This is a genomic window from Roseibium sp. (assembly GCF_025698965.1).
GTDB lineage: Bacteria > Pseudomonadota > Alphaproteobacteria > Rhizobiales > Stappiaceae > Roseibium.
This window is the reverse complement of the sequence record NZ_JAILWL010000043.1, coordinates 1-21,432: the sequence shown is the minus strand read 5'-3', so window position 1 is coordinate 21,432 and position 21,432 is coordinate 1. Positions and strand designations below refer to the sequence as shown.

The 21,432-nt window shown below is 57.8% G+C and carries 18 protein-coding genes; 10 read left to right on the top strand and 8 right to left on the bottom strand.

The genetic code is table 11. The features are described from left to right. The first annotated feature begins 129 nt into the window (after positions 1 to 129). From K5905_RS05640 to K5905_RS05625, 4 genes are all read left to right on the top strand, one after another. Positions 130 to 1,656 carry a sugar ABC transporter ATP-binding protein gene (locus K5905_RS05640; protein ID WP_367186910.1) on the top strand — a complete coding sequence of 509 codons (1,527 nt, stop codon included), beginning with the start codon at positions 130 to 132 and terminating at the stop codon, positions 1,654 to 1,656. After that, positions 1,653 to 2,660: an ABC transporter permease gene (locus K5905_RS05635; RefSeq protein WP_297581191.1), complete on the top strand. Its 1,008-nt coding sequence runs from the start codon at positions 1,653 to 1,655 to the stop codon at positions 2,658 to 2,660. The genes K5905_RS05640 and K5905_RS05635 overlap by 4 nt, the downstream gene beginning before the upstream one ends. Positions 2,661 to 2,731: 71 nt before the next feature. Continuing rightward, positions 2,732 to 3,676 carry an ABC transporter substrate-binding protein gene (locus tag K5905_RS05630; RefSeq protein ID WP_297581188.1) on the top strand — a complete coding sequence of 315 codons (945 nt, stop codon included), beginning with the start codon at positions 2,732 to 2,734 and terminating at the stop codon, positions 3,674 to 3,676. Positions 3,677 to 3,743: 67 nt separating this feature from the next. Continuing rightward, positions 3,744 to 4,601, top strand: coding sequence for a fumarylacetoacetate hydrolase family protein (locus tag K5905_RS05625; protein ID WP_297581185.1), 858 nt, complete (start codon positions 3,744 to 3,746; stop codon positions 4,599 to 4,601). A 44-nt stretch (positions 4,602 to 4,645) separates the two neighbouring features. Here the strand turns inward: K5905_RS05625 and guaD are convergent, their stop codons facing one another. The 5 genes from guaD to xdhA form a co-directional block, all read right to left on the bottom strand. Further along, complete coding sequence (gene guaD, locus K5905_RS05620; protein ID WP_297581182.1) at positions 4,646 to 5,944, bottom strand: guanine deaminase; 1,299 nt, start codon at positions 5,942 to 5,944, stop codon at positions 4,646 to 4,648. Positions 5,945 to 6,009: 65 nt separating this feature from the next. Beyond that, positions 6,010 to 7,593, bottom strand: a complete 1,584-nt coding sequence (locus K5905_RS05615) for a xanthine/uracil/vitamin C permease (RefSeq protein ID WP_297581179.1) — start codon at positions 7,591 to 7,593, stop codon at positions 6,010 to 6,012. 71 nt (positions 7,594 to 7,664) lie between these two features. Then, entirely contained in the window at positions 7,665 to 8,519 is an 855-nt protein-coding gene (gene xdhC, locus K5905_RS05610; protein ID WP_297581177.1) for a xanthine dehydrogenase accessory protein XdhC, read from the bottom strand. A gap of 4 nt (positions 8,520 to 8,523) precedes the next feature. Further along, positions 8,524 to 10,866 (bottom strand): xanthine dehydrogenase molybdopterin binding subunit, encoded by a 2,343-nt coding sequence (xdhB, locus tag K5905_RS05605; protein WP_297581174.1) that lies wholly within the window; start codon positions 10,864 to 10,866, stop codon positions 8,524 to 8,526. 13 nt (positions 10,867 to 10,879) lie between these two features. After that, positions 10,880 to 12,343, bottom strand: a complete 1,464-nt coding sequence (gene xdhA, locus K5905_RS05600; RefSeq protein WP_297581171.1) for a xanthine dehydrogenase small subunit — start codon at positions 12,341 to 12,343, stop codon at positions 10,880 to 10,882. A gap of 227 nt (positions 12,344 to 12,570) precedes the next feature. Here xdhA and K5905_RS05595 point away from each other — a divergent pair, with 227 nt between their 5' ends. Continuing rightward, complete coding sequence (locus K5905_RS05595) at positions 12,571 to 13,473, top strand: LysR family transcriptional regulator (RefSeq protein ID WP_297581168.1); 903 nt, start codon at positions 12,571 to 12,573, stop codon at positions 13,471 to 13,473. A gap of 312 nt (positions 13,474 to 13,785) precedes the next feature. Here K5905_RS05595 and K5905_RS05590 read toward each other — a convergent pair whose 3' ends face one another. Then, positions 13,786 to 15,048: a urate hydroxylase PuuD gene (locus K5905_RS05590; protein ID WP_297581166.1), complete on the bottom strand. Its 1,263-nt coding sequence runs from the start codon at positions 15,046 to 15,048 to the stop codon at positions 13,786 to 13,788. Positions 15,049 to 15,154: 106 nt separating this feature from the next. Here K5905_RS05590 and K5905_RS05585 point away from each other — a divergent pair, with 106 nt between their 5' ends. Then, positions 15,155 to 16,072, top strand: coding sequence for a LysR family transcriptional regulator (locus K5905_RS05585; protein WP_297581163.1), 918 nt, complete (start codon positions 15,155 to 15,157; stop codon positions 16,070 to 16,072). Positions 16,073 to 16,218: 146 nt separating this feature from the next. Here the strand turns inward: K5905_RS05585 and K5905_RS05580 are convergent, their stop codons facing one another. Then, positions 16,219 to 16,797: a YceI family protein gene (locus K5905_RS05580; RefSeq protein ID WP_297581160.1), complete on the bottom strand. Its 579-nt coding sequence runs from the start codon at positions 16,795 to 16,797 to the stop codon at positions 16,219 to 16,221. A gap of 153 nt (positions 16,798 to 16,950) precedes the next feature. Between K5905_RS05580 and K5905_RS05575 the strand changes: the two genes are divergently transcribed. Beyond that, a complete protein-coding gene (locus K5905_RS05575; protein WP_297581158.1) occupies positions 16,951 to 17,427 on the top strand; it encodes a winged helix DNA-binding protein in 477 nt (158 codons plus the stop codon). Between the two features lie 205 nt (positions 17,428 to 17,632). On the opposite strand, the gene uraH is transcribed toward K5905_RS05575, so the two are convergent. After that, positions 17,633 to 17,986, bottom strand: coding sequence for a hydroxyisourate hydrolase (gene uraH / locus K5905_RS05570; RefSeq protein WP_297581193.1), 354 nt, complete (start codon positions 17,984 to 17,986; stop codon positions 17,633 to 17,635). Between the two features lie 149 nt (positions 17,987 to 18,135). Between uraH and puuE the strand changes: the two genes are divergently transcribed. From puuE to K5905_RS05555, 3 genes are all read left to right on the top strand, one after another. Continuing rightward, positions 18,136 to 19,551 (top strand): allantoinase PuuE, encoded by a 1,416-nt coding sequence (gene puuE / locus K5905_RS05565; RefSeq protein ID WP_297581155.1) that lies wholly within the window; start codon positions 18,136 to 18,138, stop codon positions 19,549 to 19,551. A gap of 74 nt (positions 19,552 to 19,625) precedes the next feature. Next, the gene (locus K5905_RS05560) at positions 19,626 to 20,108 is read left to right on the top strand and encodes an ureidoglycolate lyase (RefSeq protein WP_297581153.1); all 483 of its coding nucleotides are present in this window, start codon (positions 19,626 to 19,628) and stop codon (positions 20,106 to 20,108) included. A 77-nt stretch (positions 20,109 to 20,185) separates the two neighbouring features. Further along, the coding region (locus K5905_RS05555; RefSeq protein WP_297581150.1) for a nucleobase:cation symporter-2 family protein at positions 20,186 to 21,432 on the top strand (1,247 nt) is incomplete at its 3' end.

The following is a 21,432-nucleotide window of genomic DNA, read 5'->3' as shown; positions in this document are numbered from 1 at the left end:
GCTGGCCGAGGTCGGCGATATTACGCCATTGGTTGTCTACGCCCTGTCCGATGAGAGCTGTTTCGTGACGGGACAGGCCTTTCTGGTCGACGGTGGTGTAACGATCTGACAGCGGCACAGGGGGAGGATGTGACGTCACTCGTCAAAATGACCGGCATCGAAAAGCGTTTCCCGGGCGTTCATGCACTCAAGAATGTGCAGTTCGAACTGGAACCCGGTGAGGTGCATGCCCTGATGGGCGAGAACGGGGCTGGCAAGTCCACGTTGATGAAGATCCTTGCCGGCATCTATCAGCGCGACGGCGGTGAGCTTCTGGTCGATGGCAAGAGCGTTTCCCTCGATAGCCCGCGAGATGCGCAGGATCAGGGCATCGGCATTATTCATCAGGAACTCAGCCTGATGAATGACCTGACCGTCGCCCAGAACATTTTCATCGGACGGGAACCCCGAAAAAGCTTCGGACGCCTGGACGAGGCGGCGCTGAATGCGAGTGCCACCGAGATTTTTGCCTCGATGAATCTCAGTCTCGATCCGAAGGCCAATGTCGGCGGATTGACCATCGCCAAGCAGCAGATGGTCGAAATTGCAAAAGCTCTGTCCTACCGCTCGCGCGTGCTGATCATGGACGAGCCGACGGCCGCCCTGAACGATGCGGAGATTGCAGAGCTCTTCGTGATCATCAATCGACTGAAGTCCGAGGGCGTCGGCATCGTCTATATCAGTCACAAAATGGATGAACTGAAGCGGATTGCGGACAGGGTGACCGTGATGCGCGACGGTGAATATGTCGCCACTGTTGGAGCCGTCGACACGCCGATCTCCAAGATCATTGCCATGATGGTCGGGCGAGAGGTTCATGAAGAACCGCTGGACGTGCCGGATCTTGCGGATGCGGAAATCTCGCTGCAAGTCTCGGATCTGAACCGGGGCAGGGAAATCCGCGATGTCAGTTTCTCTGTCCGCAAGGGCGAGATCCTGGGATTCGCTGGTCTTATGGGCGCCGGGCGAACCGAGGTCGCGCGCGCGATTTTCGGTGCGGACCCGAAAGACACCGGCGTGATCCAGGTCCATGGCCGGGAGGTCGCGATTTCGCGTCCCTCCGATGCCGTCAGGGCCGGGATCGGATACCTGTCGGAAGACCGCAAGCATTTCGGCCTCGCCACCGGAATGAATGTGCGTGACAACATCGCGCTGGCGTCCATGGACAGGTTTACCGGTTGGGGCGGTGTCCTCGATGACGACAAGATGCGCAAGACCGCGCGGGACTATATTCGCAAACTCGGAATTCGAACTCCCTCGGACACTCAGGAAGTTCGCCTTCTCTCTGGAGGAAACCAGCAGAAGGCGGTTATCGCCAAGTGGCTGCTGCGCGATTGCGACATCCTGATTTTCGACGAACCGACACGCGGGATCGATGTCGGGGCGAAGTCGGAAATCTACAAACTGCTGGAGAAGCTTGCTGCCGAGGGCAAGACAATAATCGTGATCTCGTCGGAACTTCCGGAAATCATGCGCCTCAGTCATCGCATCGCGGTGATGTGTGAAGGCCGGCTGACCGGAATACTGCCCGGCGGCAAAGACACAACTCAGGAAATGATCATGGAGCTGGCCACGCATCGTGAAGCGGCCATGCAACCGGATGGGGGGATGGCGTGAATACTGCGCAGGAAACGAAACCGGTCAATCTGCTGTCGCGGTTGATCGACACCGGAGCGCACCAGAAACTTCTGGCATTCGCTTCCCTGGTGGCTTTGCTGATCGGGTTTTCGATTGCATCGCCAAACTTCATGCAGACCTCGAACATGATCGCGATCCTGCAGGCGACTTCCGTCAATGGTGTGCTCGCGGTAGCGGTCACCCTCGTGATCATCACCGGCGGTATCGACCTGTCGGTCGGAACCTTGATGACGTTCTGTGCGGTGATCGCCGGCGTCGTCCTGACCTATGCCGGTATGCCGCTGTTGCTCGGAGTTCTGGCCGCCATTGCGGCAGGAGCTTTTTGTGGGCTGTGTTCGGGTACTTTTGTCGCAAAAATGAAGATCCCACCCTTCATAGCCACGCTCGGCATGATGTTGATCCTTAAAGGTCTGTCCCTGGTCATTTCGGGGACCAGGCCGATCTATTTCAACGACACGCCGGGTTTCGATCTGATCTCTCGCGGATCACTGATCGGCGAGATTTTTCCGGCGCTGCCGGTACCCAATGGGGTTCTCATTCTCTTCATTGTCGCGCTGAGCGTCGCTTACATTCTCGGCCGGACGGTGCTTGGGCGCTATACCTTCGCCCTGGGGTCGAATGAGGAGGCAGTGCGTCTGTCCGGCGTCAATACCGATGCCTGGAAGATGGGTATCTACGCACTTGCCGGAGGCATATGCGGCATTGCCGGCATTCTCATCGCCTCACGCCTGAATTCCGCTCAGCCTGCGCTCGGTCTCGGCTATGAGCTCGAGGCCATCGCGGCCGTCGTCATTGGCGGCACTTCCTTGTCCGGCGGGCGGGGCACAATTCTCGGCACATTGATCGGAGCCCTGATCATGGCGGTGCTGACCAACGGGTTGCGCGTTTTGTCCGTGGCGCAGGAATGGCAGACGGTCGTGACCGGAGCAATCATCATCCTGGCCGTCTATGCCGACATGGTTCGGCGCAAACAGGCTGGGTGACGAAAAGCAAGAGGACAAAAAAAGTCCCGGAAAATTGCACATAACTGAACTTATCTAGAGGAGGAATACTCATGTTTTCACGTCGTTTCATCCTCGGGGCAATCAGCGCGCTTGCGATGACAGTCCCCGCGGCGGGCTCATATGCCCAGGAATTGTATATTCCGCTGGTCTCCAAGGGCTTCCAGCACCAGTTCTGGCAAGCTGTCAAACTGGGCGCGGAAAAGGCAGCGGACGAAGAAGGCGTTCGCATCACCTTTGAGGGACCGGACAACGAGACCATGGTCGATCGCCAGATCGACATGCTGTCAGCAGCGCTGGCAAACAAGCCGGTCGCCCTGGGCTTTGCCGCGCTCGACAGCCAGGCTGCCATTCCGCTGCTGCGTCAGGCACAGGAAGCCGGCATTCCGGTCGTCGCCTTTGACAGCGGTGTCGACAGCGACATCCCGATTGCCACTGCGACGACTGACAATGTCGCAGCAGCCGGTTTGGCTGCCGACAAGATGGCTGAAAAACTGGGCGGCAAAGGCAAGGTCGCAGTTGTTGCGCACGATCAGACCAGCCGCACTGGCATCGACCGCCGCGATGGTTTCGTCAATCGGATCGGTGAAAAGTATCCGGACATCGAGATCGTGACCATTCAGTACGGACAAGGTGATCACCTGAAATCGACGGAAGTGACCAAGGCTATTCTGACGGCCAATCCGGATCTCAAGGGCATCTTCGGTACCAACGAAGGGTCAGCGATCGGTGTGGTCAACGGTGTGCAGGAGCTGGGCAAGGATGACCTGGTCATAATCGGCTATGATTCGGGCAAGGCTCAGAAGGATGCAATCAAGAGCGGTCTGATGGCCGGTGCGATCACCCAGAACCCTGTCGGCATCGGTTATGAAACCGTCAAGGCCGCGGTTGCTGCCGTCAAAGGTCAGGAAGTACCTAAATTGATCGACACCGGATTTTACTATTACGATGCGTCAAACATCGACGATCCGGAAATTGCTGCAGTCCTCTACGACTGATCGATACCAACCAGAAACGGTCCGGCGGGAGACCGGCGGGCCGTATTAACTTGAAAGATCCAAGCTTATGAAGTTGTTGCGATATGGTTCATCCGGTGCGGAAAAGCCGGGATTGCTGGACGACAACGGCCAGGTGCGTGACCTGTCCGGTCATGTTGCCGATATATCCGGCGACACCCTGCAACCGGAAATGCTGGCGAAATTGCAAGCTCTCAATCCGTCCGATCTGCCGCTGGTTGAGGGCATGCCGCAAGAAAATCTCCGTCTTGGCCCCTGTGTCGGCAACGTCGGCAAGTTCATCTGCATCGGCCTGAACTATGCCGACCATGCGGCCGAAGCTGGAATGGACATTCCGCCGGAGCCGGTCATTTTCGGTAAGTGGACATCCGCCATTGTCGGCCCGGACGATGATGTCGAAATTCCGCGCGGTTCCGAAAAGACCGACTGGGAAGTGGAACTCGGTGTCGTGATCGGCAAAGGTGGCCGCTATATCGACGAAGCTGATGCAATGGGCCATGTCGCTGGATTTTGCGTCATCAACGATGTGTCCGAGCGGGACTTTCAGTTGAACCGGGCCGGTACCTGGGACAAAGGCAAGGGCAACGACACATTCGGTCCGCTTGGGCCGTGGTTGGTCACTCAGGAAGAAGTCGGCGACTTCAACCAGCTTGGCATGTGGCTCGAAGTCGACGGACACCGTTTTCAGAACGGTTCCACCGCGACAATGGTCTACAAGGTGCCGTTCCTTGTCAGCTATTGCAGCCGCTTCATGAGCCTGCAGCCCGGCGATGTCATTTCAACAGGGACACCACCGGGTGTCGGCATGGGGCAAAAACCACCGGTATTCCTGCGTGGCGGTGAAATTATGCAACTTAGTATCGACAAGCTGGGCACACAGACCCAGAAGGTCAAGCCAGCGCAATAGCCGTTCAAAAATGCAAGAGCCCTCGCCAGCCATGCGGGCGGGGGTTAACCTTTTTGCGGCCGTCCGGCGACATAGACTTCGTTGATCGCCCTGTCGTCGCCCAGCATCTGCAAGACGAACAGCTCTTCGCTGAGCGTATCGGCACGATCCATCCGCAGCGCCATCGCGTCGGTTGCCCTGGCATCGAGGACGACAATGTCTGCTTCCGTTCCCGGATCAAGCGTGCCGATCTTGTCCTCAAGCCCCAGGGCGACCGCGTTCCCTCGCGTAATCCAGTGGAAGGCCCGCAAGGGATGCAGCTTCTGATCCTGAAGCTGCAGGATTTTGTAGCCTTCGTTCAGGGTCTGTAGCATCGAATAACTGGTGCCGGCGCCGATATCCGTGGCAATTGCGTTGACAATTCCACGCTCCCTGAGGCCTTCATCGTCAAAAAGGCCGCTGCCGAGGAAAAGGTTGGACGTCGGGCAAAAGACCGGCCGTGCTCCGGTTTCCGCCAAGGCATCGATTTCACGCGGCTCCAGGTGAATGGAGTGGCCGAGCAGCATTTTGGAGCTCAACAGTCCGTAGTTCTGATAGACGTCGAGATAATCTTTCGCCTTGGGATAGAGCTCCAGCGTATAGGCGATCTCGTTGCGGTTTTCCGAAAGATGGGTCTGAACGTAGCAGTCCGGATGCTCGGCAACGAGAGCTCCGGCCATTTCCATCTGATCCGGTGTCGAGGTGATCGCAAATCTCGGAGTGATCGCATAGTGCGCACGGCCCCGGCCATGCCACTTTTCGATCAATTCCTTACTGTCGTGATAGCCACTCAGGGGCGTGTCGCGTAAGCCGTCCGGAGCGTTCCGGTCCATCATCACCTTGCCACCGATCACACGCATGTTGCGCTGTTCGGCTTCTTCGAAATAGGCGTTGGCCGACCCTTTGTGCACGGAGCAAAATGCGACGGAAGTCGTTGTGCCGTGGTTGATCAGAAGATCGAAAAAGCGGCAGGCCATGGCGGCCGCATGATCACCATCGGCAAAGCGGGTTTCTTCCGGAAACGTGTAGGAGTTGAGCCAGTCGAGCAGCTGTGCGCCCCAGGAGGCTACGATCTGAACCTGCGGAAAGTGTATGTGCGTGTCGATGAAACCGGCCGTCAGAAGATGTGGCCGGTGATCGATGATTTCTGCGTCCCCGGCCTGCGCGACCAGGTCGCAATAGGATCCACGTGCCAGGATTTTCCCGTCCCCGACAAGAAGTGCGCCGTCTTCAATATAATCATAAGACGCCGTGTCACTTGGCGATTGCGGTTCGGACGTGAAGGTGAGAATGCGTCCGCGAAGCAGCAAGCGATCAGATTGCATGGAGTAAATCCCGTTTTACAGAGTTCGGGGCGGAAGGTCCGCCCCGAATGATTTGAGTTCGTTGGTTATTCGGCCGGGCTGGCGTCAGGTTCCAGAGTGTGTTCGGCTTCCGGCACGATTGCCTCTTCCCGATGGAAGATCGGGTAGATGAACAGGAACGCAGCGGAGATCATGTAGCCGAGACTGACAGCGCTGAATTCCGGCATGTGCAGGCTGGCGGAGTGAATGATGCCAATCGATGCCATTGCGAAGGCAGCGAATGCGAACCCTCCCGCATTGCGGAATTTGCCATCGATGACGCAAGCGACAATGGCGCCCCAGATCAGGCCGGTGAGAATGGCACCCTGACTGAGCGCCAGATGACCTTCATAATGAGCACCTTGCTGCAGCAAGGCTGCTGTCAGTTCAGGATTGCCGAGTGGCAGCACGCCTTCCGCTCCGGTTGCGTTGAGCGCTCCCATCAGCGAGCCCCACTTGATTACCAGGAAACTGGAGACATGCGGCATCATCGCGATGGTGACGGCAGCCATATGTTCGGTTCGCACAGCATGGGCCGTGTTGGTGATCAGGCTGAGCGCGACAAAGACCAGAACTGGCGCTGCTGCCGCAATCGGGATCAGGTTGTTCAAGAAAGCCAGGAACCCGAAGAAAGCGGCCAGCGGGATGACGAGGCCAACGCCGATCACATAACCTGAATGAGCGCCCATGCGCTTATAGGCCGGATGTCCGATATAGGCGGTGGTCGGGAATGGTGAGCCGAACAGTGCACCGATCATCGTGCCCGCACCATCGGTGATCTGGCAGGTTGCGACCGGATAGTGATCACCGGCAGCTTCGGCGCTTTCCACGTTGTTCATCGTTTCGATGAAGTTGTAGATCTGCACCGGAACCAGAACGAGGAACAGTTCCGGGTTGGCGAAGAGATGCTGGATACCGGCAATCAGGTCGCCAAAATAGGGAAGTGGCGGATAAAAGCCGATTCCCTCGAAGCTGATCGACGACTGGCCGATTGCCAGAGCAACCACGGTGCCGACGATCAAGGCCAGCAAACCGGCCGGAATGTTGAACGGCAGACGGAAGCGACCGACCAGGCCCCACAGGATGATGATCATCGAGGCAAAGCCGATAAACGGATTTTCGAAGACCGTCGCCAGCGGAACCGTTCCTATGAAGACGAGGGCGATGCCGCAAAGGGTTCCGAGCATGCCGGCGCGTGGTGTGACCTTCTTCAGCCATGGACCGACAATCGCACCGAGCCCGGCAACGATACCGCCCATGAAACCAGCGCCGATACCCACCTGCCAGGCAAGAACCGGATCATTGGTGGACCAGTAGATCGGCCCGATCACACCGAACAGATAGACAAACATGACCGGCGTCGAGATGCCGTAGGGCAGTGCCGTCACATCGCGCCCATGTTCGGCTGCAGCACGTTTTGCCAGCAACACGTAGATTGCGACACCGGCAAGAATGGCGATCGCGGCGCCCGGAATGATCCGGCCGTAAACGATATCCGCCGGCATCTGGAAGACGAACTGACAGATCCCAGCCAGCACCATGAGATTTACGAGGTTGTCCGTGAACAATGCCCAAAAGGCACTGAAATCCCCGCGCGAAAACAGTTTGTAGTCGTACCTCCCAACCCGCATATCGGGTCTCCTTTCCAATGTAAGACGGCAGAGTCCACCTGTACTCCCGGTTCGGTGGAGCGGCCTTTGGTTCACTGTGCGGCTTCGAGCGGCACAGCCTCCTTTTCACCACCAAGTGCCTGGGCGCCCGTGGTCAGGGCGGTCAGCACTTCGGCGGTCACAAATGCGGCGATGATTTCGGGTCTCTTGTCGCGACTTGACGTCGCGCCGATCGGACATGTGAGATTGTCGATCGAAAGCCCGTTGCAGTGACTGCGGCACCAGGACCGCAGTTTGGCGCGCTTTGTCGCCGAGCCGATCATGCCGACATAGGCGGCGTGACCGAGTTCAAGCGCGGCGGTCGTCAACAGAAAGTCGAGACCATGATCGTGGGTCAGCACAATAAAGGCGCTGCCTTCCGGTGCGTTGTAGACATCGACTTCGGGGATCGCCCTCAGCCGCTTGTCGACATCCGCAGTGCATTTCGCCAATTCCTCTTCACGCATGTCCACCAGGACGCAATGAACCGGCGCATGCTGGAGCAGATTGGCGATGGCGCGCCCGACGTGACCGGCGCCCATGATGAAGACATGCGGTTGTTCCGACACATCGGTGTGCAAGCGCTCCAGGGCATTGTTACGGTCCTTCCGGCTCATCCGAGACAGCCGCATTTCCACCCTGCCGCCGCAGCATTGGCCGATTTCCGGACCGAGCGGCAGGTCGAGTGTCTCGACAAGTGTGCCATTGCTCAGCATGGTGCGTGCACGGTTGACAGCGATCTGTTCAAGCTGCCCGCCCCCGATCGTGCCCCACAGTTCCGCTGCCGCCACGAACATTTCCGTTCCGGCTTCGCGCGGAGAGGAACCGCGGACGCGGGTCAGTTCCACACGAACGACCGGACTTTTCGTGCCGAAGAATGCAGTGGCCTGGGTGACGAGCGCGCTCATGGTCTTAAGCGTCCGTTCTCAGGCGCTCGATGGCGAGCAGGACCCGCTCAGGTGTTGCAGGAGCGTCAATCCGGGGGCATTCGCGGTAATCCGCAACACTGGCCACAGCCATGGACAACGCTTCGAATACGGAGATGCCGAGCATGAACGGAGGTTCGCCCACGGCTTTTGACCGTTTGATGGTTCTTTCGCGATTGACAGACCATTCAGCCAGCGACACGTTGAATTCGCGCGGGCGATCGGAGGCAAGCGGGATCTTGTAGGTGGACGGAGCGTGTGTACGCAGCCTGCCGGCGTTGTCCCACCACAGTTCTTCGGTGGTCAACCAGCCCATGCCCTGAATGAAGGCACCCTCGACCTGCCCCTTGTCGAGGATCGGGTTCAGTGACCTGCCGACATCGTGCAGGATGTCGGTGCGCTCTACACGGTATTCCCCGGTCAGCGTGTCGACGGAAACTTCCGAGCACGAGGCGCCGTAAGCATAGTAGAAGAAGGGGCGCCCCTTGCCCGCGGCCCGGTCCCAGTGGATCTTCGGAGTTTTATAAAAGCCCGCAGCAGACAGGTGTACGCGGGCCAGATAGGCCTGGCGTACGAGATCGTTGAAGGGGATAGCGTCCTTCCCGATCTGCACCATGTTATTGCGGAAAGTGATGGTGTCCGGCGCTGTGTTCCAGTGCTCGGCGGCAAATGCGATCAGCCGTTCTTTCAACTGATCAGCAGCATTCAGCGCTGCCATGCCGTTGAGGTCCGTGCCGGATGAGGCAGCCGTTGCGGACGTGTTCGGAACTTTTTCCGTGGTGGTTTTCGTAATCTTGATGCGTTCGAAATCAACCTGGAACGCATCGGCGACAACCTGGGCAACCTTGGTGTTGAGGCCTTGCCCCATCTCGGTGCCGCCATGGTTCAGGTGGATGGACCCGTCATTGTATATGTGGATCAAAGCGCCGGCCTGATTGTACCAGGTGGCGGTGAAGGAGATGCCGAACTTCACCGGCGTGAGGGCAATGCCCTTCCGAATGATTTTGGAATTTCTGTTGTGTTCCAGGATTGCCTGGCGGCGCGCCTGATACTCGGCGTTTTCTTCCAGCTCCTTGATCAGGCGCGGCAGGATGTTGTCCTCGACCTCCTGATGATAGGGGGTCAGGTTTCGACCGTCGGTCTTGTCGCCGTAGAAATTGGCCTTGCGGACTTCCAGCGTATCCTTTCCAAGCGCATACGCGATTTCTTCGATCATACGCTCGGCCGCGACGACACCCTGCGGGCCGCCGAAACCCCGAAACGCGGTGTTCGACACGGTGTTGGTCTTCATCGGTCGGCTTTGCAGCAGGACGTTCGGATAGTAATAGGCGTTGTCGGCATGAAAGAGCGCACGGTCGGTAACCGGACCGGAAAGATCCGAGGAGTAGCCGCAGCGGGCTGCGAAGCTGCCGTCAACGCCCTGGATGCGTCCTTCGCCGTCAAAGGCAACGTCATAATCGACAATGAAGTCGTGGCGCTTGCCGGTTGCGGTCATGTCCTGATCGCGGTCCGGGCGGATCTTGACCGGGCGATTCCATTTCTTCGCAGCAATGGCGGCCACGGCACAGAAGAGGTTCATCTGGCTTTCCTTGCCGCCGAAACCACCACCCATGCGCCGGACATTGACGGTTACGGCGTTGGACGGCACACCCAGAACATGCGCCACCATATGCTGTGCTTCGCTCGGGTGCTGCGTGGAACAATGCACGGCAACGTCGTCGTCTTCACCAGGCAGGGCAAAGGCGATGTGGCCTTCCAGGTACATGTGATCCTGGCCACCGATGTGCATCCGGCCCTTGATCCGGTTTTCGGCTGTTGCAAGGGCGGATTTCGCATCGCCGCGTTCCAGTTTCAGCGGAGCGGTGACAAACGGATAGTCGGCTTCCTGGGCGCTGATGGGATCGAGCGCGTGGGTCAGGACGTCGTAGTCGACCTTGGCAAGTTCAGCAGCTCTGCGTGCCGCGTCGCGGCTTTCGGCAACGACGGCAAAGAGCGGTTGACCATGAAATTCAGTTTTTTCGACCGGAAAGACGGGCTCGTCATTCTGGCCTGTCGGGCTGATGTCGTTGTGTCCGGGTACGTCTTCCGCCGTCAGAACCCCGACCACACCTGGCGCTGCAAGAACGGCTGAATAGTCGATGTTCCTGATGCGGGCGTGGGCGACGGTAGACACGCCGAGATAAGCATGCAGCGTGCCGTAGGGTTCTGCGATGTCGTCGCAATAGTCTGCCCGCCCGGTGACATGCTTTTCAGCGCTGTCATGACGACGGTCGGTGTGTACGGCACCGCGGATTGTCTGATCGGTCTCAGTGATGACGTCGTGTTTCATTGATCTCTCTCAGTCACGCGGAAAGCAGTTCGACCGGCTCAGCCGTCTGGTCGTCGTGGGAAAGGAAAAAACGCTGCAGCAGATTGCGGGCGACGCTGCTCCGGTACTGTGCGGAGGCGCGCCAGTCACTCAGTGGGCTGAAATCTGCTTCAAGGGCCTTGCCGGCGGTGGCGAAGGTCGCCGCACTCCAGCTGCTGCCACGCAAGGCGGCTTCGGCAGCCTCGGCGCGCTTGGGTGTGCCGGCCAGCCCGCCAAAGGCAAGGCGGCAGTCGGAAATGATACCGTTTTCGATCGTAACGCTGAAGCCTGCCGCAACAGAGGAGATGTCCTCGTCGCGCCGCTTGGAAATCTTGTAGGCCGCATCACGTTGACCGGGGCGAGGCCGCGGTACCGTGATGCTTTCCACAAATTCGTCCGGTGCACGGTCCTGCTTGCCATATTCGATGAAGAAGGCTTCCAGCGGCAATGTGCGCTGTGTTTGTCCCTTGCGCAGAGTGATGGTGGCATCGAGCGCGATCAGGACTGGCGGTGTGTCGCCAATGGGCGAACCGTTGGCAATGTTGCCGCCAATGGTTCCCATGTTGCGCACCTGCTGACCGGCAATGCGGTCCCAGTAGGCTTCAAGATGCGGGAACACCTTGCGAATGGCTTCCTGGGCCTCGGAGTAGGTGACACCTGCTCCGATTTCCAGGGAGGAGTCGGTGAGCCGAATTGACTTCAGCTCATCGAGGTGACCGATAAAGACGGCCGGGCCGATGGGGCGCATGAATTTTGTGACCCAGAGACCGACATCGGTCGAACCGGCGACAATTGTTGCCTCCGGAAACTCACTCAATACTTCCGCCAGATCGCCGACATTGGCCGGAACGATGGCGCGGTTGTCCTTCGGACCGGTGACGACGCGGCAACCGTCCTGGAGGGACTTCAGGTGTTCCGCGATCTGCTCGCGTTCGGTGGCCAGAAAGTCGTTGGCCGGGGTCCCGTAACGGTTTGCGGCCATCGCCGCGGCAATGATCGGCTGATACCCGGTGCAACGGCACAGATTGCCCTGAATGGCCGTCTCGACTTCCGTTTCAGTCGGCTCCGGGTTTTCCATCCACAACGCATAGAGCGACATGACGAAGCCAGGCGTGCAGAAGCCGCACTGGCTTCCATGAAAATCGACCATGGACTGCTGAATGGGATGCAGGTCGCCGTTTTCACCCTTCAGATGTTCGATTGTGACGACGTGACAGCCGTCAAGCGAAGCAAGAAACCGGATGCAGGCATTGACGGTTTCGTATTTGAGAACACCGCCATGCAATCGACCGACCAGAACGGTACAGGCGCCGCAATCTCCTTCAGCGCAGCCTTCCTTGGTTCCGGTCAGACGGCGCTCCAGCCGGATGTAATCCAGCAGCGTCCTGTCGGCCGGAACGTCCTTTACAGCCACATCGGCGCCATTCAGCAGAAACCGGATTTCGTTACGGTGGTTCATCGCGTCCTCGGGTCTTTCTCGTCTCGATTGGGACGGTACTGCCCGCGACTGCCGCGAAAAATCCGGTATATCCGGAAATTATTTCAACATATTATTGAAAATGGTGGTGCAGCATCCGTGCGAAACTGCGATTTATGCCCCTATTGAGCGTAGGGCGACGACTATTGGCAGCGCAGATGTAACGAGCTGCAAATACACGTGAATTTCAATGTGAGGGAGTGCGTGAGATGGCCTATCTGGAAAGCCTTCGAGTCTTCACGCGTGTGGTTGAACTTGGCAGCATAACCTCTGGCGGTCGGGACCTGAGATTGACGCCTGCGGTTGCCAGCAAGCGCATAAAGGAGCTTGAAAAACACCTCGGAGTGCGCCTGTTCAACCGGACAACCCGCTCGCTCACGCCGACAGAGGTCGGCAAGGTCTTCTATGATTATGCTGTAAAAGCGCTGGAATCGATCGAGGATGCGGAAGCTGCGGTTGCCAGTTTTTCGGACGCTCCGCGCGGAGTGATCCGAGTGACCGCACCACTTGGCGCCGGGCGCAGGATCATCGCTCCGCTTGTGCCGCGCTTCGTGGAACAGTTTCCGGCAACGGAAGTGCATATGCGTCTGTCCGACCGGAAGGTAGATCTCATGTCCGACGGTCTGGACCTTGCGTTTTTCATCGGCACGCCTTTGGACTCCAATCTGAAGCTTCGCAAGATCGCCGATTGTCAGCGCGTTCTCTGTGCCTCGCCGGATTATCTGAAGAAACACGGCACGCCGAAAACGCCGGACGATCTCATGAGCGACGATCACAATTGTCTGCTTCTGCGTTATCCGCACTCGCCTGAGTATTATTGGGTGCTGCAAACAGCAGAGGGGCCGCGCAAACTTCAGGTGTCGGGAAAATTCGATGCCGATCACAGCGATGTTCTGACCGACTGGGCGCTGGCCGGCTTCGGTATCGTCAACAAGCCCCGCTTCGATGTCGCGAAATACCTGAGAAATGGTGATCTGGTCGAAATCCTCACGGACACGCCACCCCCGCCAACCATCTTCGGGTGCCTCTATCCGCACCGCCGCCTACAGGACCCCAAGATCCGGCACTTCGTCGACTTCGTCATCAAAAACGCCGATGTCGGTGGCGGTTGAGCCCGTAGGAAATAAATCATCGATCGTTTCCCCGGCATGGGGGCACGACTTGGGAAAGAGCAGCTGCGATGCAGCACCTTTAGGTCATCTCTTCCGCAGGCCATTTCTTTTCCGTCCTGCTCGGTTGTCATCCCGGCTGCAGCGCAGGGAGACCCGGGATCCAATACCCGCTAACGCTCTCACGTATCTCAACCTCGGCAGGTGGTTACAGGATCCCTGAGGACACAGGGATGACAAGGGAGAAGACCTGCCAAACAAAAAAAGCGCCCTCCCTTGCAGGAGAGCGCCTTTTTCCGGTCTTGGATTCTGGACTTACTTCAAGGCCACACCGAAGGGCAGTTCCTTCTTGGCATTGCGGTACCACTGGATGACCTTCTGGCGTTCCTCTTCTTCCATGAAGGAGACATTTGCCGGCGGCATAGCGTTGGTCACGCCGGCCTGCAGGTAAATCTGCTGTGCGGCGCGGGCGACATCGGCCTTGGTCTCCAGGAGGATGCCCTTTGGTGCCCAGTGGATACCCTCATAGAAGGGTTCGCGCGCATGGCACATGGCGCAGCGACCCGGAACGATCGCCATGACATCGTCAATGCCGTCGGCGTTGGCGTAGACCTGTTCCACCGGCGTCAGCTCACGGGTCTCGGCGACATCGTAACTGTCTTCGCTCCACATCGGTGCCATGCTGAGGTGAATGATGGCAACGAACAGGATCGCGGTTACCAGCCAGGTCCAGGTCGGATTGCCGGCACCGGCATGGTTGGTGTTGAAGTAATGCCGGATCGAGACACCCATCAGGAACACGAGCGCGGCAATCACCCAGTTGTATTCGCTGGCGAATGCGAGCGGATAGTGGTTGCTCAGCATCAGGAACACGACTGGCAGCGTCAGGTAGTTGTTGTGGGTCGAGCGCAGCTTGGCGATCTTGCCGTATTTCGGATCCGGTGTCCGCCCGGCCTTGAGGTCGGCAACCACGATCTTCTGGTTCGGAATGATGATGAAGAAGACATTGGCGGACATGATCGTTGCCGTAAACGCACCCAGGTGGAGCATCGTTGCGCGACCGGTGAAGATCTCGTTGTAACCCCATCCCATGGCGACCAGCATGACGAACAGCAGGATCATCAGAAGTGTCGGGCTGTCGCCGAGTTTCGACTTGCACAGGAAGTCGTATACCAGCCAGCCGATGCTGAGCGATGCGGCCGAGATCAGGATGCCCTGCCACAGCGCCAGGTCCGCCTTTTCCGGGTCGATCAGGTAAAGCTCACCGCCGACCCAGTAGATGATCATCAGGAGGCCCGCACCCGACAGCCAGGTCGTGTAGCTTTCCCATTTGAACCAGACCAGATGGTCCGGCATGTTTTCCGGCGCCACCAGATATTTCTGGATGTGGTAGAAGCCACCGCCGTGAACCTGCCATTCCTCGCCATGAGCACCGACAGGCAGATGCGGCACCTTGCGCAAACCCAGGTCCAGCGCGACGAAATAGAATGACGATCCGATCCACGCCATTGCAGTGATGACATGCAGCCACCGGACTGCAAATGCCAGCCAGTCCCAGATGATGGCAATATCCAACATGATTCCCCTCCGAAACAGAATTCTCGGCAGACCCTAGCCGATCTTTGAATTTTCTGGTATCTCGGCATAATCCTAGCAGTTTCAAAAAAATCAGAATAATACCCCGATGGCTTATCTGGAAAATATTCGGACTTTCCTGCGTGTTTATGAACTGGGAAATATGTCTGCCGCAGCACGAGACCTTCGGATCTCGTCGGCAGTGGCGTCCGCCCGGGTATCCCAGCTTGAAGAGCACCTGAACGTACGCCTGTTTCAGCGCACAACGCGAGCTCTCAGCCCGACCGAGCACGGCAATCTTTTTTATCGCGGCGCGACCAAGATCATTGAAGCAGTGGAAGAGGCGGAAGCGGAAATCAGCAATGTCACGCTATCACCGCGCGGCACGTTGTTCGTCGCCGCACCGATCGGTATGGGCCAACGCCTGATCGCACCGGTCATTCCGCAATTCAAGGAAGCAAACCCGCTGATTGACATCCGCTTGCGGTTGTCGGACCGGAAAGTCGACCTGACCGGTGAAGGTCTGGATGCAGCTTTTTTTCTGGGTTTGCCGGAAGATTCCAATCTCAAGATCCGCAAGATCGCCGACTGTTCCCGTGTCCTGTGCGCATCGCCGGACTACATCGCCCGCAAAGGCGCGCCTGAACGGATCGAGGATCTTTCCTCCGGAAAACACGATTGCCTGAACATGCGCTACCCCGGCGCGCCTGAATTCCAGTGGCCTCTGCAGACTGACGAAGGTGTCAAGCGGGTCGCTGTGGCGGGGCCATTTGAATCCGATCACGGTGACGTTCTCACCGGCTGGGCGCTTGAAGGGCACGGAATTGTGCTGAAGCCGGTCTTCGAGGTCGCCGAGTATCTTGCCTCAGGTCAGCTTGTGCCTGTTCTGGAAAACGAGCCGCCAATTCCAGTGCAGATGGCGTGTCTTTACACGCACCGACGGCGGCAGGACCCGAAGGTGCGGCTCTTCATAGATTTCATGGTCGCCCATATCCATCGCGCGCTGGCGGAGATGTCCGGGCGGTAGGGTTGCGGTTCGCTAGAAGCGTGTCACCTGCAGACAAAACCGCTTCAGCTGCGACATTTGCTAGTCACATTTTTATTTCTCAAGTTCGCTCAGATTGCGCTGAGAAATGAGTTGAACTTCAGTGTCGGGTGACTAGAACGGCTCGGTTACTCAGCTCTCATTTCGGTCGAAATTCGGATAGTTATCGGTCCGGTCGAAAATGGACCGACCCCAAACTCCATATGATCGAGTGTGGTTGTCGCTTCGAACGCGATCCACTCACCTTTGTAATAATCAAGGCTGGCACCGACCGGATGCGGCCCGATATGGGTGAGTTTGGTATCCAGTGTGATGGGCTTGGTCGTACCGTGGATGGTCAAGTCGCCGGTCACCCTGGCGGTGTCTTCACCGGTTCTTTCGACATTCGTACTGACGAAAGTGATCTCCGGAAAGGTTTCGACCTCGAAGAAATCCGCGCTGGACAGATGCTCGTCCAGTGGCTTGAAGCCGGTCGCCAGGCTGTCGGTTTTGATGGTTACGTTCAGCGAGGCCTTCTCTACCTGCTCTGGATCGATATCCAGCGTCCCCTCAACGGTTGTGAACTCACCGTTTTGCGTGGAAACACCAGCGTGCGACCAGCTGAACTGAACTTCTGTATGGCCCTGGTCGGTTTTGTAGGTCGCCGCCAGGGCTGCAGGAGTGCTCAACAGGGTCGCGGCGATGCATAGGGGGGCAAGTCTGATCATCTGAAAATCTTTCCTTTTCATGGTCAAGCCGGATTGCCTAAAGTCGGGTGACATCTTGATATCCATCACATCCAAGATAGATGCTACGACATCTATCAGAATGCGAACGTAGAAAACACCACTCCGACACCCGCTCACCGAAACTTGAAGGCGATGAAACCAAGCGACCGAGAAACCCATATCTGGATCATGCTGAACCGTGCCCACCGGCAAGCCCATCGCAACATGGAAACTGAGCTGCGCGAGAAAGGCCTACCTTCGCTTCGAGTTTACGACCTGCTTTGGGGGGTCGAAATGTCCGGGACCGAAGGTGTGCGTGCTTACGAGCTGACAGACTGGTTGCTTTTCGAGCAGTCCAACCTGTCGCGCCTGCTGGCACAGCTGGTTTCAAAGGGGCTAATCCGTGAAACCGTCCTGGCAGCCGATCGTCGCGGCAAGGTTCTGCACATCACACCTGAAGGCGCAGCCTTGCGAAAGGAGATGTGGGAGATCTATGGCCCGGGCATTCAAAGGCACATGAGACAGTTGGCCTCAGCGGAAGGATTGCAGGAGTTCCTGGATCAGTTGTGTGATGTCGGTGGAGGTCCGATTGCGCGGCGGAACGGGCAGCAAAAATCGAAACAGGTGTGACGCGGAAACCATCGAACCGCTTCACAGGCAACACTGACAGCCCGGAGCGAGCCAAGATTTCACTGCGCAACTGTTGGGAATGGTCAAAGGACTGGATATCAAAAGGACTGGCCAAACTGACAACGCAATAGCAGTGCAATGGTCTGCTGCTGGCGATTGCGTTGCATCTGTTCGCTAAGGCTTGTCCGGCATCAGGTCAGCGCAATCAACTACCCCGATATGTCGAGTAACTGAACGGCGAAACCAGCAGAGGCACATGATAATGGGCCTCTTCGGACATGCCGAAGCGCAGCGGGATGACATCCAGAAAGCGTGGTCCGTCTGCCGTCACGCCAAGCGCCTCGAAATAGGCCCCGACATGGAACACCAGTTCGTAAGCACCCGTCTTGAACTCCGCTTTCGGCAGGATTTGGCTGTCCGTACGGCCGTCGTCATTGGTCTCAAGACTGCGTATGTAAGTCCGCTGCTCACCTGAAATCGCGTATAGGTCGATCCGGATGCCCTTGCCGGGACACCCGTGCGCAGTGTCCAGAACATGTGTCGTCAGATAGCCGGCCATATGGCCCTCCCTTGAAAACTCGATTGGACGCATGATGATATGGTGCGCCGCGAAATGGCACATTCCGTTATCCGAAAGCACTTTCAGAAAAAGCAAGAAAGTCATCAACATTATTTTGCTTTATAAGAAGAAAAAACAGGAGGTCAGTCTTGAATCGCTATCCTCGTAATCTGCGTGGCTATGGACCATTCCCACCCGATCCGAAGTGGCCGGGTGGCGCCAGGGTCGCTGTTCAATTTGTCCTCAATTATGAGGAAGGCGGTGAGAACTGCGTCCTGCATGGAGACGCCGCCTCCGAGGCTTTTCTTTCCGACATTCCAGGTGCCGCGCAGTGGCAGGGCCAGCGTCACTGGAACATGGAATCCCTCTATGAATATGGCGCGCGCGCTGGCTTCTGGCGCCTGCATCGCCTGTTCACACGCGCCGGCATTCCATTGACGATCTATGGGGTCGCGTCTGCGCTTGCCCGCAATCCGGAGCAGGTCGAAGCCATGAAAGAGGCCGGTTGGGAAATCGCCAGCCATGGTCTGAAATGGGTCGAACACAAGGATATGGACCCGGAAGAGGAAAAGGCGGTCATCGACGAAGCCATCCGTCTTCACACCGAGGTCGTTGGAGAGCGCCCTCGTGGCTGGTACACCGGCCGCTGCTCGCAGAACACGGTCCGCCTGGTCGCAGAGGAAGGCGGATTTGACTATATCTCCGACACCTATGATGACGACCTGCCTTATTGGCTGGATGTCGACGGCCGCGACCAGCTGATCATTCCCTATACGCTTGAAGCCAATGACATGCGCTTTGCCGTATCGCCGGGCTGGAGTGATGGTGATGATTTCTTCAACTATCTGAAAAACGCCTTCGACGTTCTTTATGCCGAAGGGCAGTCGGATACGCCGAAAATGATGTCCGTCGGCCTGCATTGCCGTCTGATCGGTCGTCCCGGCAAGATCGCGGCTCTTCAGAAGTTCATCGCCCATATTCAGGCGCATGAAGGCGTCTGGTGTCCAAGGCGCATTGAAATCGCCGAACATTGGGCAGCCAATCATTCACCGGAAGAAACCTTGCGCCCAAGTGCAATGGCAAAGACTGAATTCGTTGACCGCTTCGGCAGCATTTTCGAGCACTCGCCCTGGATTGCCGAACGGGCCCATGACCTGGAACTTGGGCCGGCTCATGATTGCGCCGCAGGGGTTTTGAATGCGTTGTGCCGCATGTTCCGCTCCGCAAGTGAGGCTGAGCGTCTGGGTGTCCTGACAGCCCACCCGGATCTTGCAGGAAAACTGGCGCAGGCAGGACGATTGACAACGGAAAGCACGTCGGAACAGGCCAGCGCCGGTCTGGACCTTCTGACAGATGAGGAACGCGAGACCTTTACCCGGCTCAACAACGCCTATGTGGAGAAGCATGGCTTTCCGTTCATCATCGCCGTCAGGGACAATGACAAGGCTTCGATCATGGCAGCTTTCCACCGCCGGATCGACAACGATCGGGCAACGGAATTCGATGAGGCCTGCCGACAGGTTGAGCGCATCGCCTATCATCGGCTGAAGGACCTTCTGCCGTGACACAATCACCCGAGTCCCAATCGTCTCAGGCCTCATCGCGGCAAGCCTCGTCGCCTCAGCAGGCTCCTTCGCCCTTGACTGCGAAGCCTCTGACTTCCGAAGGTTTCGCCCCTTACGGCGACGTCATCGAACTCGCCGGCACGCCCGACAAAATCATAAACCAGGGCATGTGCGGTCGCTTTCATGATCTCGCAAAACTTGATTTCGGCACCGGGCAGGCTGGTATCAGCCTGTTTGAGGCCAAGGCCCGAACGCTGCCTTACACTGTCGAACTTGTCGAGCGGCATCCCGAGGGCAGCCAGGCATTTATCCCGATTGATGGCGTTCCGATGCTGGTCGTCGTCGCTGACGACGACAACGGGACACCGGTCAACTTGAAGGCTTTCGTCAGTCAGCCGGGACAATCAATCAATCTGCATCGCGGCATTTGGCACGGCGTGCTGGCCCCTCTCGACAGTGCGGGGCGGTTTGCTGTGGTCGACCGTATCGGGACAGGAACCAATCTGGAGGAATTTTGGTTCTCTGACCCGTGGATTGTGGAGGCAGCCGAAGAATAAGACGCACCCCCACTCCCGGATGATCCCTGCCCGCCAAAAGAGGTGGGGACGTCCACTTGACCTTCAGAGGAGTAACTATGGATAGCTCAACAATCGGGACGCCAGAACAGCTGCGCGATCCCAACTATACGCCGCCTTTGGCAAAGGCAATTCCCCTTGGCATTCAACACGTACTGGCAATGTTCGTGTCCAACGTCACACCGGCCATCATCGTGGCCGGCGCAGCCGGTTTCGGCTTCGGTTCGAACTCGCCGGACTTTCCCGAACTTTTGTATCTGATCCAGATGTCCATGGTGTTTGCGGGGATCGCCACCCTGTTGCAGACAATGACGCTGGGACCGGTCGGCTCCGGTCTGCCGATTGTGCAGGGCACGTCCTTCGCGTTCCTGCCGATCATGATCCCGATTGTGGCTGGTAAGGGCGTGGACGGCCTCGCCGCCCTTTTCGGTGGCGTGATCATCGGCGGCATTTTCCATGCGGCCCTGGGCCTTTTTATCGGCAAGATCCGTTTTGCCCTGCCGCCGCTTGTTACCGGGCTGGTCGTGACCATGATCGGTCTGGCACTGGTCAAGGTCGGCATTCAGTATGCTGCGGGCGGCGTGCCCGCCATCGGGACGCCTGAATACGGTTCGCTGCTCAACTGGTCTGCGGCCCTGCTTGTGATTGTCGTGACGCTTGGATTGAAGTTCTTCGCCAAAGGCATGTTGTCCGTCGGTGCTGTGCTTCTGGGATTGATCGCCGGTTACATCTACGCATTGCTGACTGGCATCCTGAGCTTTGATGCCATTGCAGGTTCCTGGTCGAACGCGGCCGCGTTCGCACTGCCGCAGCCGTTCAAATACGGTTTCGAGTTCTCGGCCGCCGCCATCATCGGCTTCTGCCTCATGGCTTTTGTCTCGGCAGTTGAAACCGTTGGCGACGTTTCCGGTGTCACCAAGGGTGGCGCGGGCCGCGAAGCAACCGACAAGGAAATCCAGGGTGCCACATATGCCGATGGTGTCGGCAGCGCAATCGCAGGTTTCTTCGGTGGTTTTCCGAACACTTCCTTCAGTCAGAATGTCGGCCTGATCGCAATGACCGGCGTCATGAGCCGCCATGTGGTGACTTTCGGGGCGATCTTCCTGATCATCTGCGGACTGATCCCGAAGGTCGGCAGCATCATCCGCACGGTACCGATCGAGGTTCTCGGTGGCGGTGTTATCGTGATGTTCGGCATGGTGGTCGCAGCCGGTATCTCAATGTTGTCCGACGTCAACTGGAACCGGCGCAACATGGTGATCTTTGCCATTTCCCTGTCCATCGGTCTTGGTCTGCAGCTGGAACC

Coding starts and splice junctions, on each gene's coding strand:
- xdhB (WP_297581174.1), bottom strand. CDS start 10,866: ATGAAACACGACGTCATCACTGAGACCGATCAGACAATCCGCGGTGCC.
- K5905_RS05575 (WP_297581158.1), top strand. CDS start 16,951: ATGAAACCAAGCGACCGAGAAACCCATATCTGGATCATGCTGAACCGT.
- K5905_RS05595 (WP_297581168.1), top strand. CDS start 12,571: ATGGCCTATCTGGAAAGCCTTCGAGTCTTCACGCGTGTGGTTGAACTT.
- xdhA (WP_297581171.1), bottom strand. CDS start 12,343: ATGAACCACCGTAACGAAATCCGGTTTCTGCTGAATGGCGCCGATGTG.
- K5905_RS05590 (WP_297581166.1), bottom strand. CDS start 15,048: ATGTTGGATATTGCCATCATCTGGGACTGGCTGGCATTTGCAGTCCGG.
- K5905_RS05585 (WP_297581163.1), top strand. CDS start 15,155: ATGGCTTATCTGGAAAATATTCGGACTTTCCTGCGTGTTTATGAACTG.
- uraH (WP_297581193.1), bottom strand. CDS start 17,986: ATGGCCGGCTATCTGACGACACATGTTCTGGACACTGCGCACGGGTGT.
- K5905_RS05615 (WP_297581179.1), bottom strand. CDS start 7,593: ATGCGGGTTGGGAGGTACGACTACAAACTGTTTTCGCGCGGGGATTTC.
- guaD (WP_297581182.1), bottom strand. CDS start 5,944: ATGCAATCTGATCGCTTGCTGCTTCGCGGACGCATTCTCACCTTCACG.
- K5905_RS05630 (WP_297581188.1), top strand. CDS start 2,732: ATGTTTTCACGTCGTTTCATCCTCGGGGCAATCAGCGCGCTTGCGATG.
- xdhC (WP_297581177.1), bottom strand. CDS start 8,519: ATGAGCGCGCTCGTCACCCAGGCCACTGCATTCTTCGGCACGAAAAGT.
- K5905_RS05625 (WP_297581185.1), top strand. CDS start 3,744: ATGAAGTTGTTGCGATATGGTTCATCCGGTGCGGAAAAGCCGGGATTG.
- K5905_RS05580 (WP_297581160.1), bottom strand. CDS start 16,797: ATGATCAGACTTGCCCCCCTATGCATCGCCGCGACCCTGTTGAGCACT.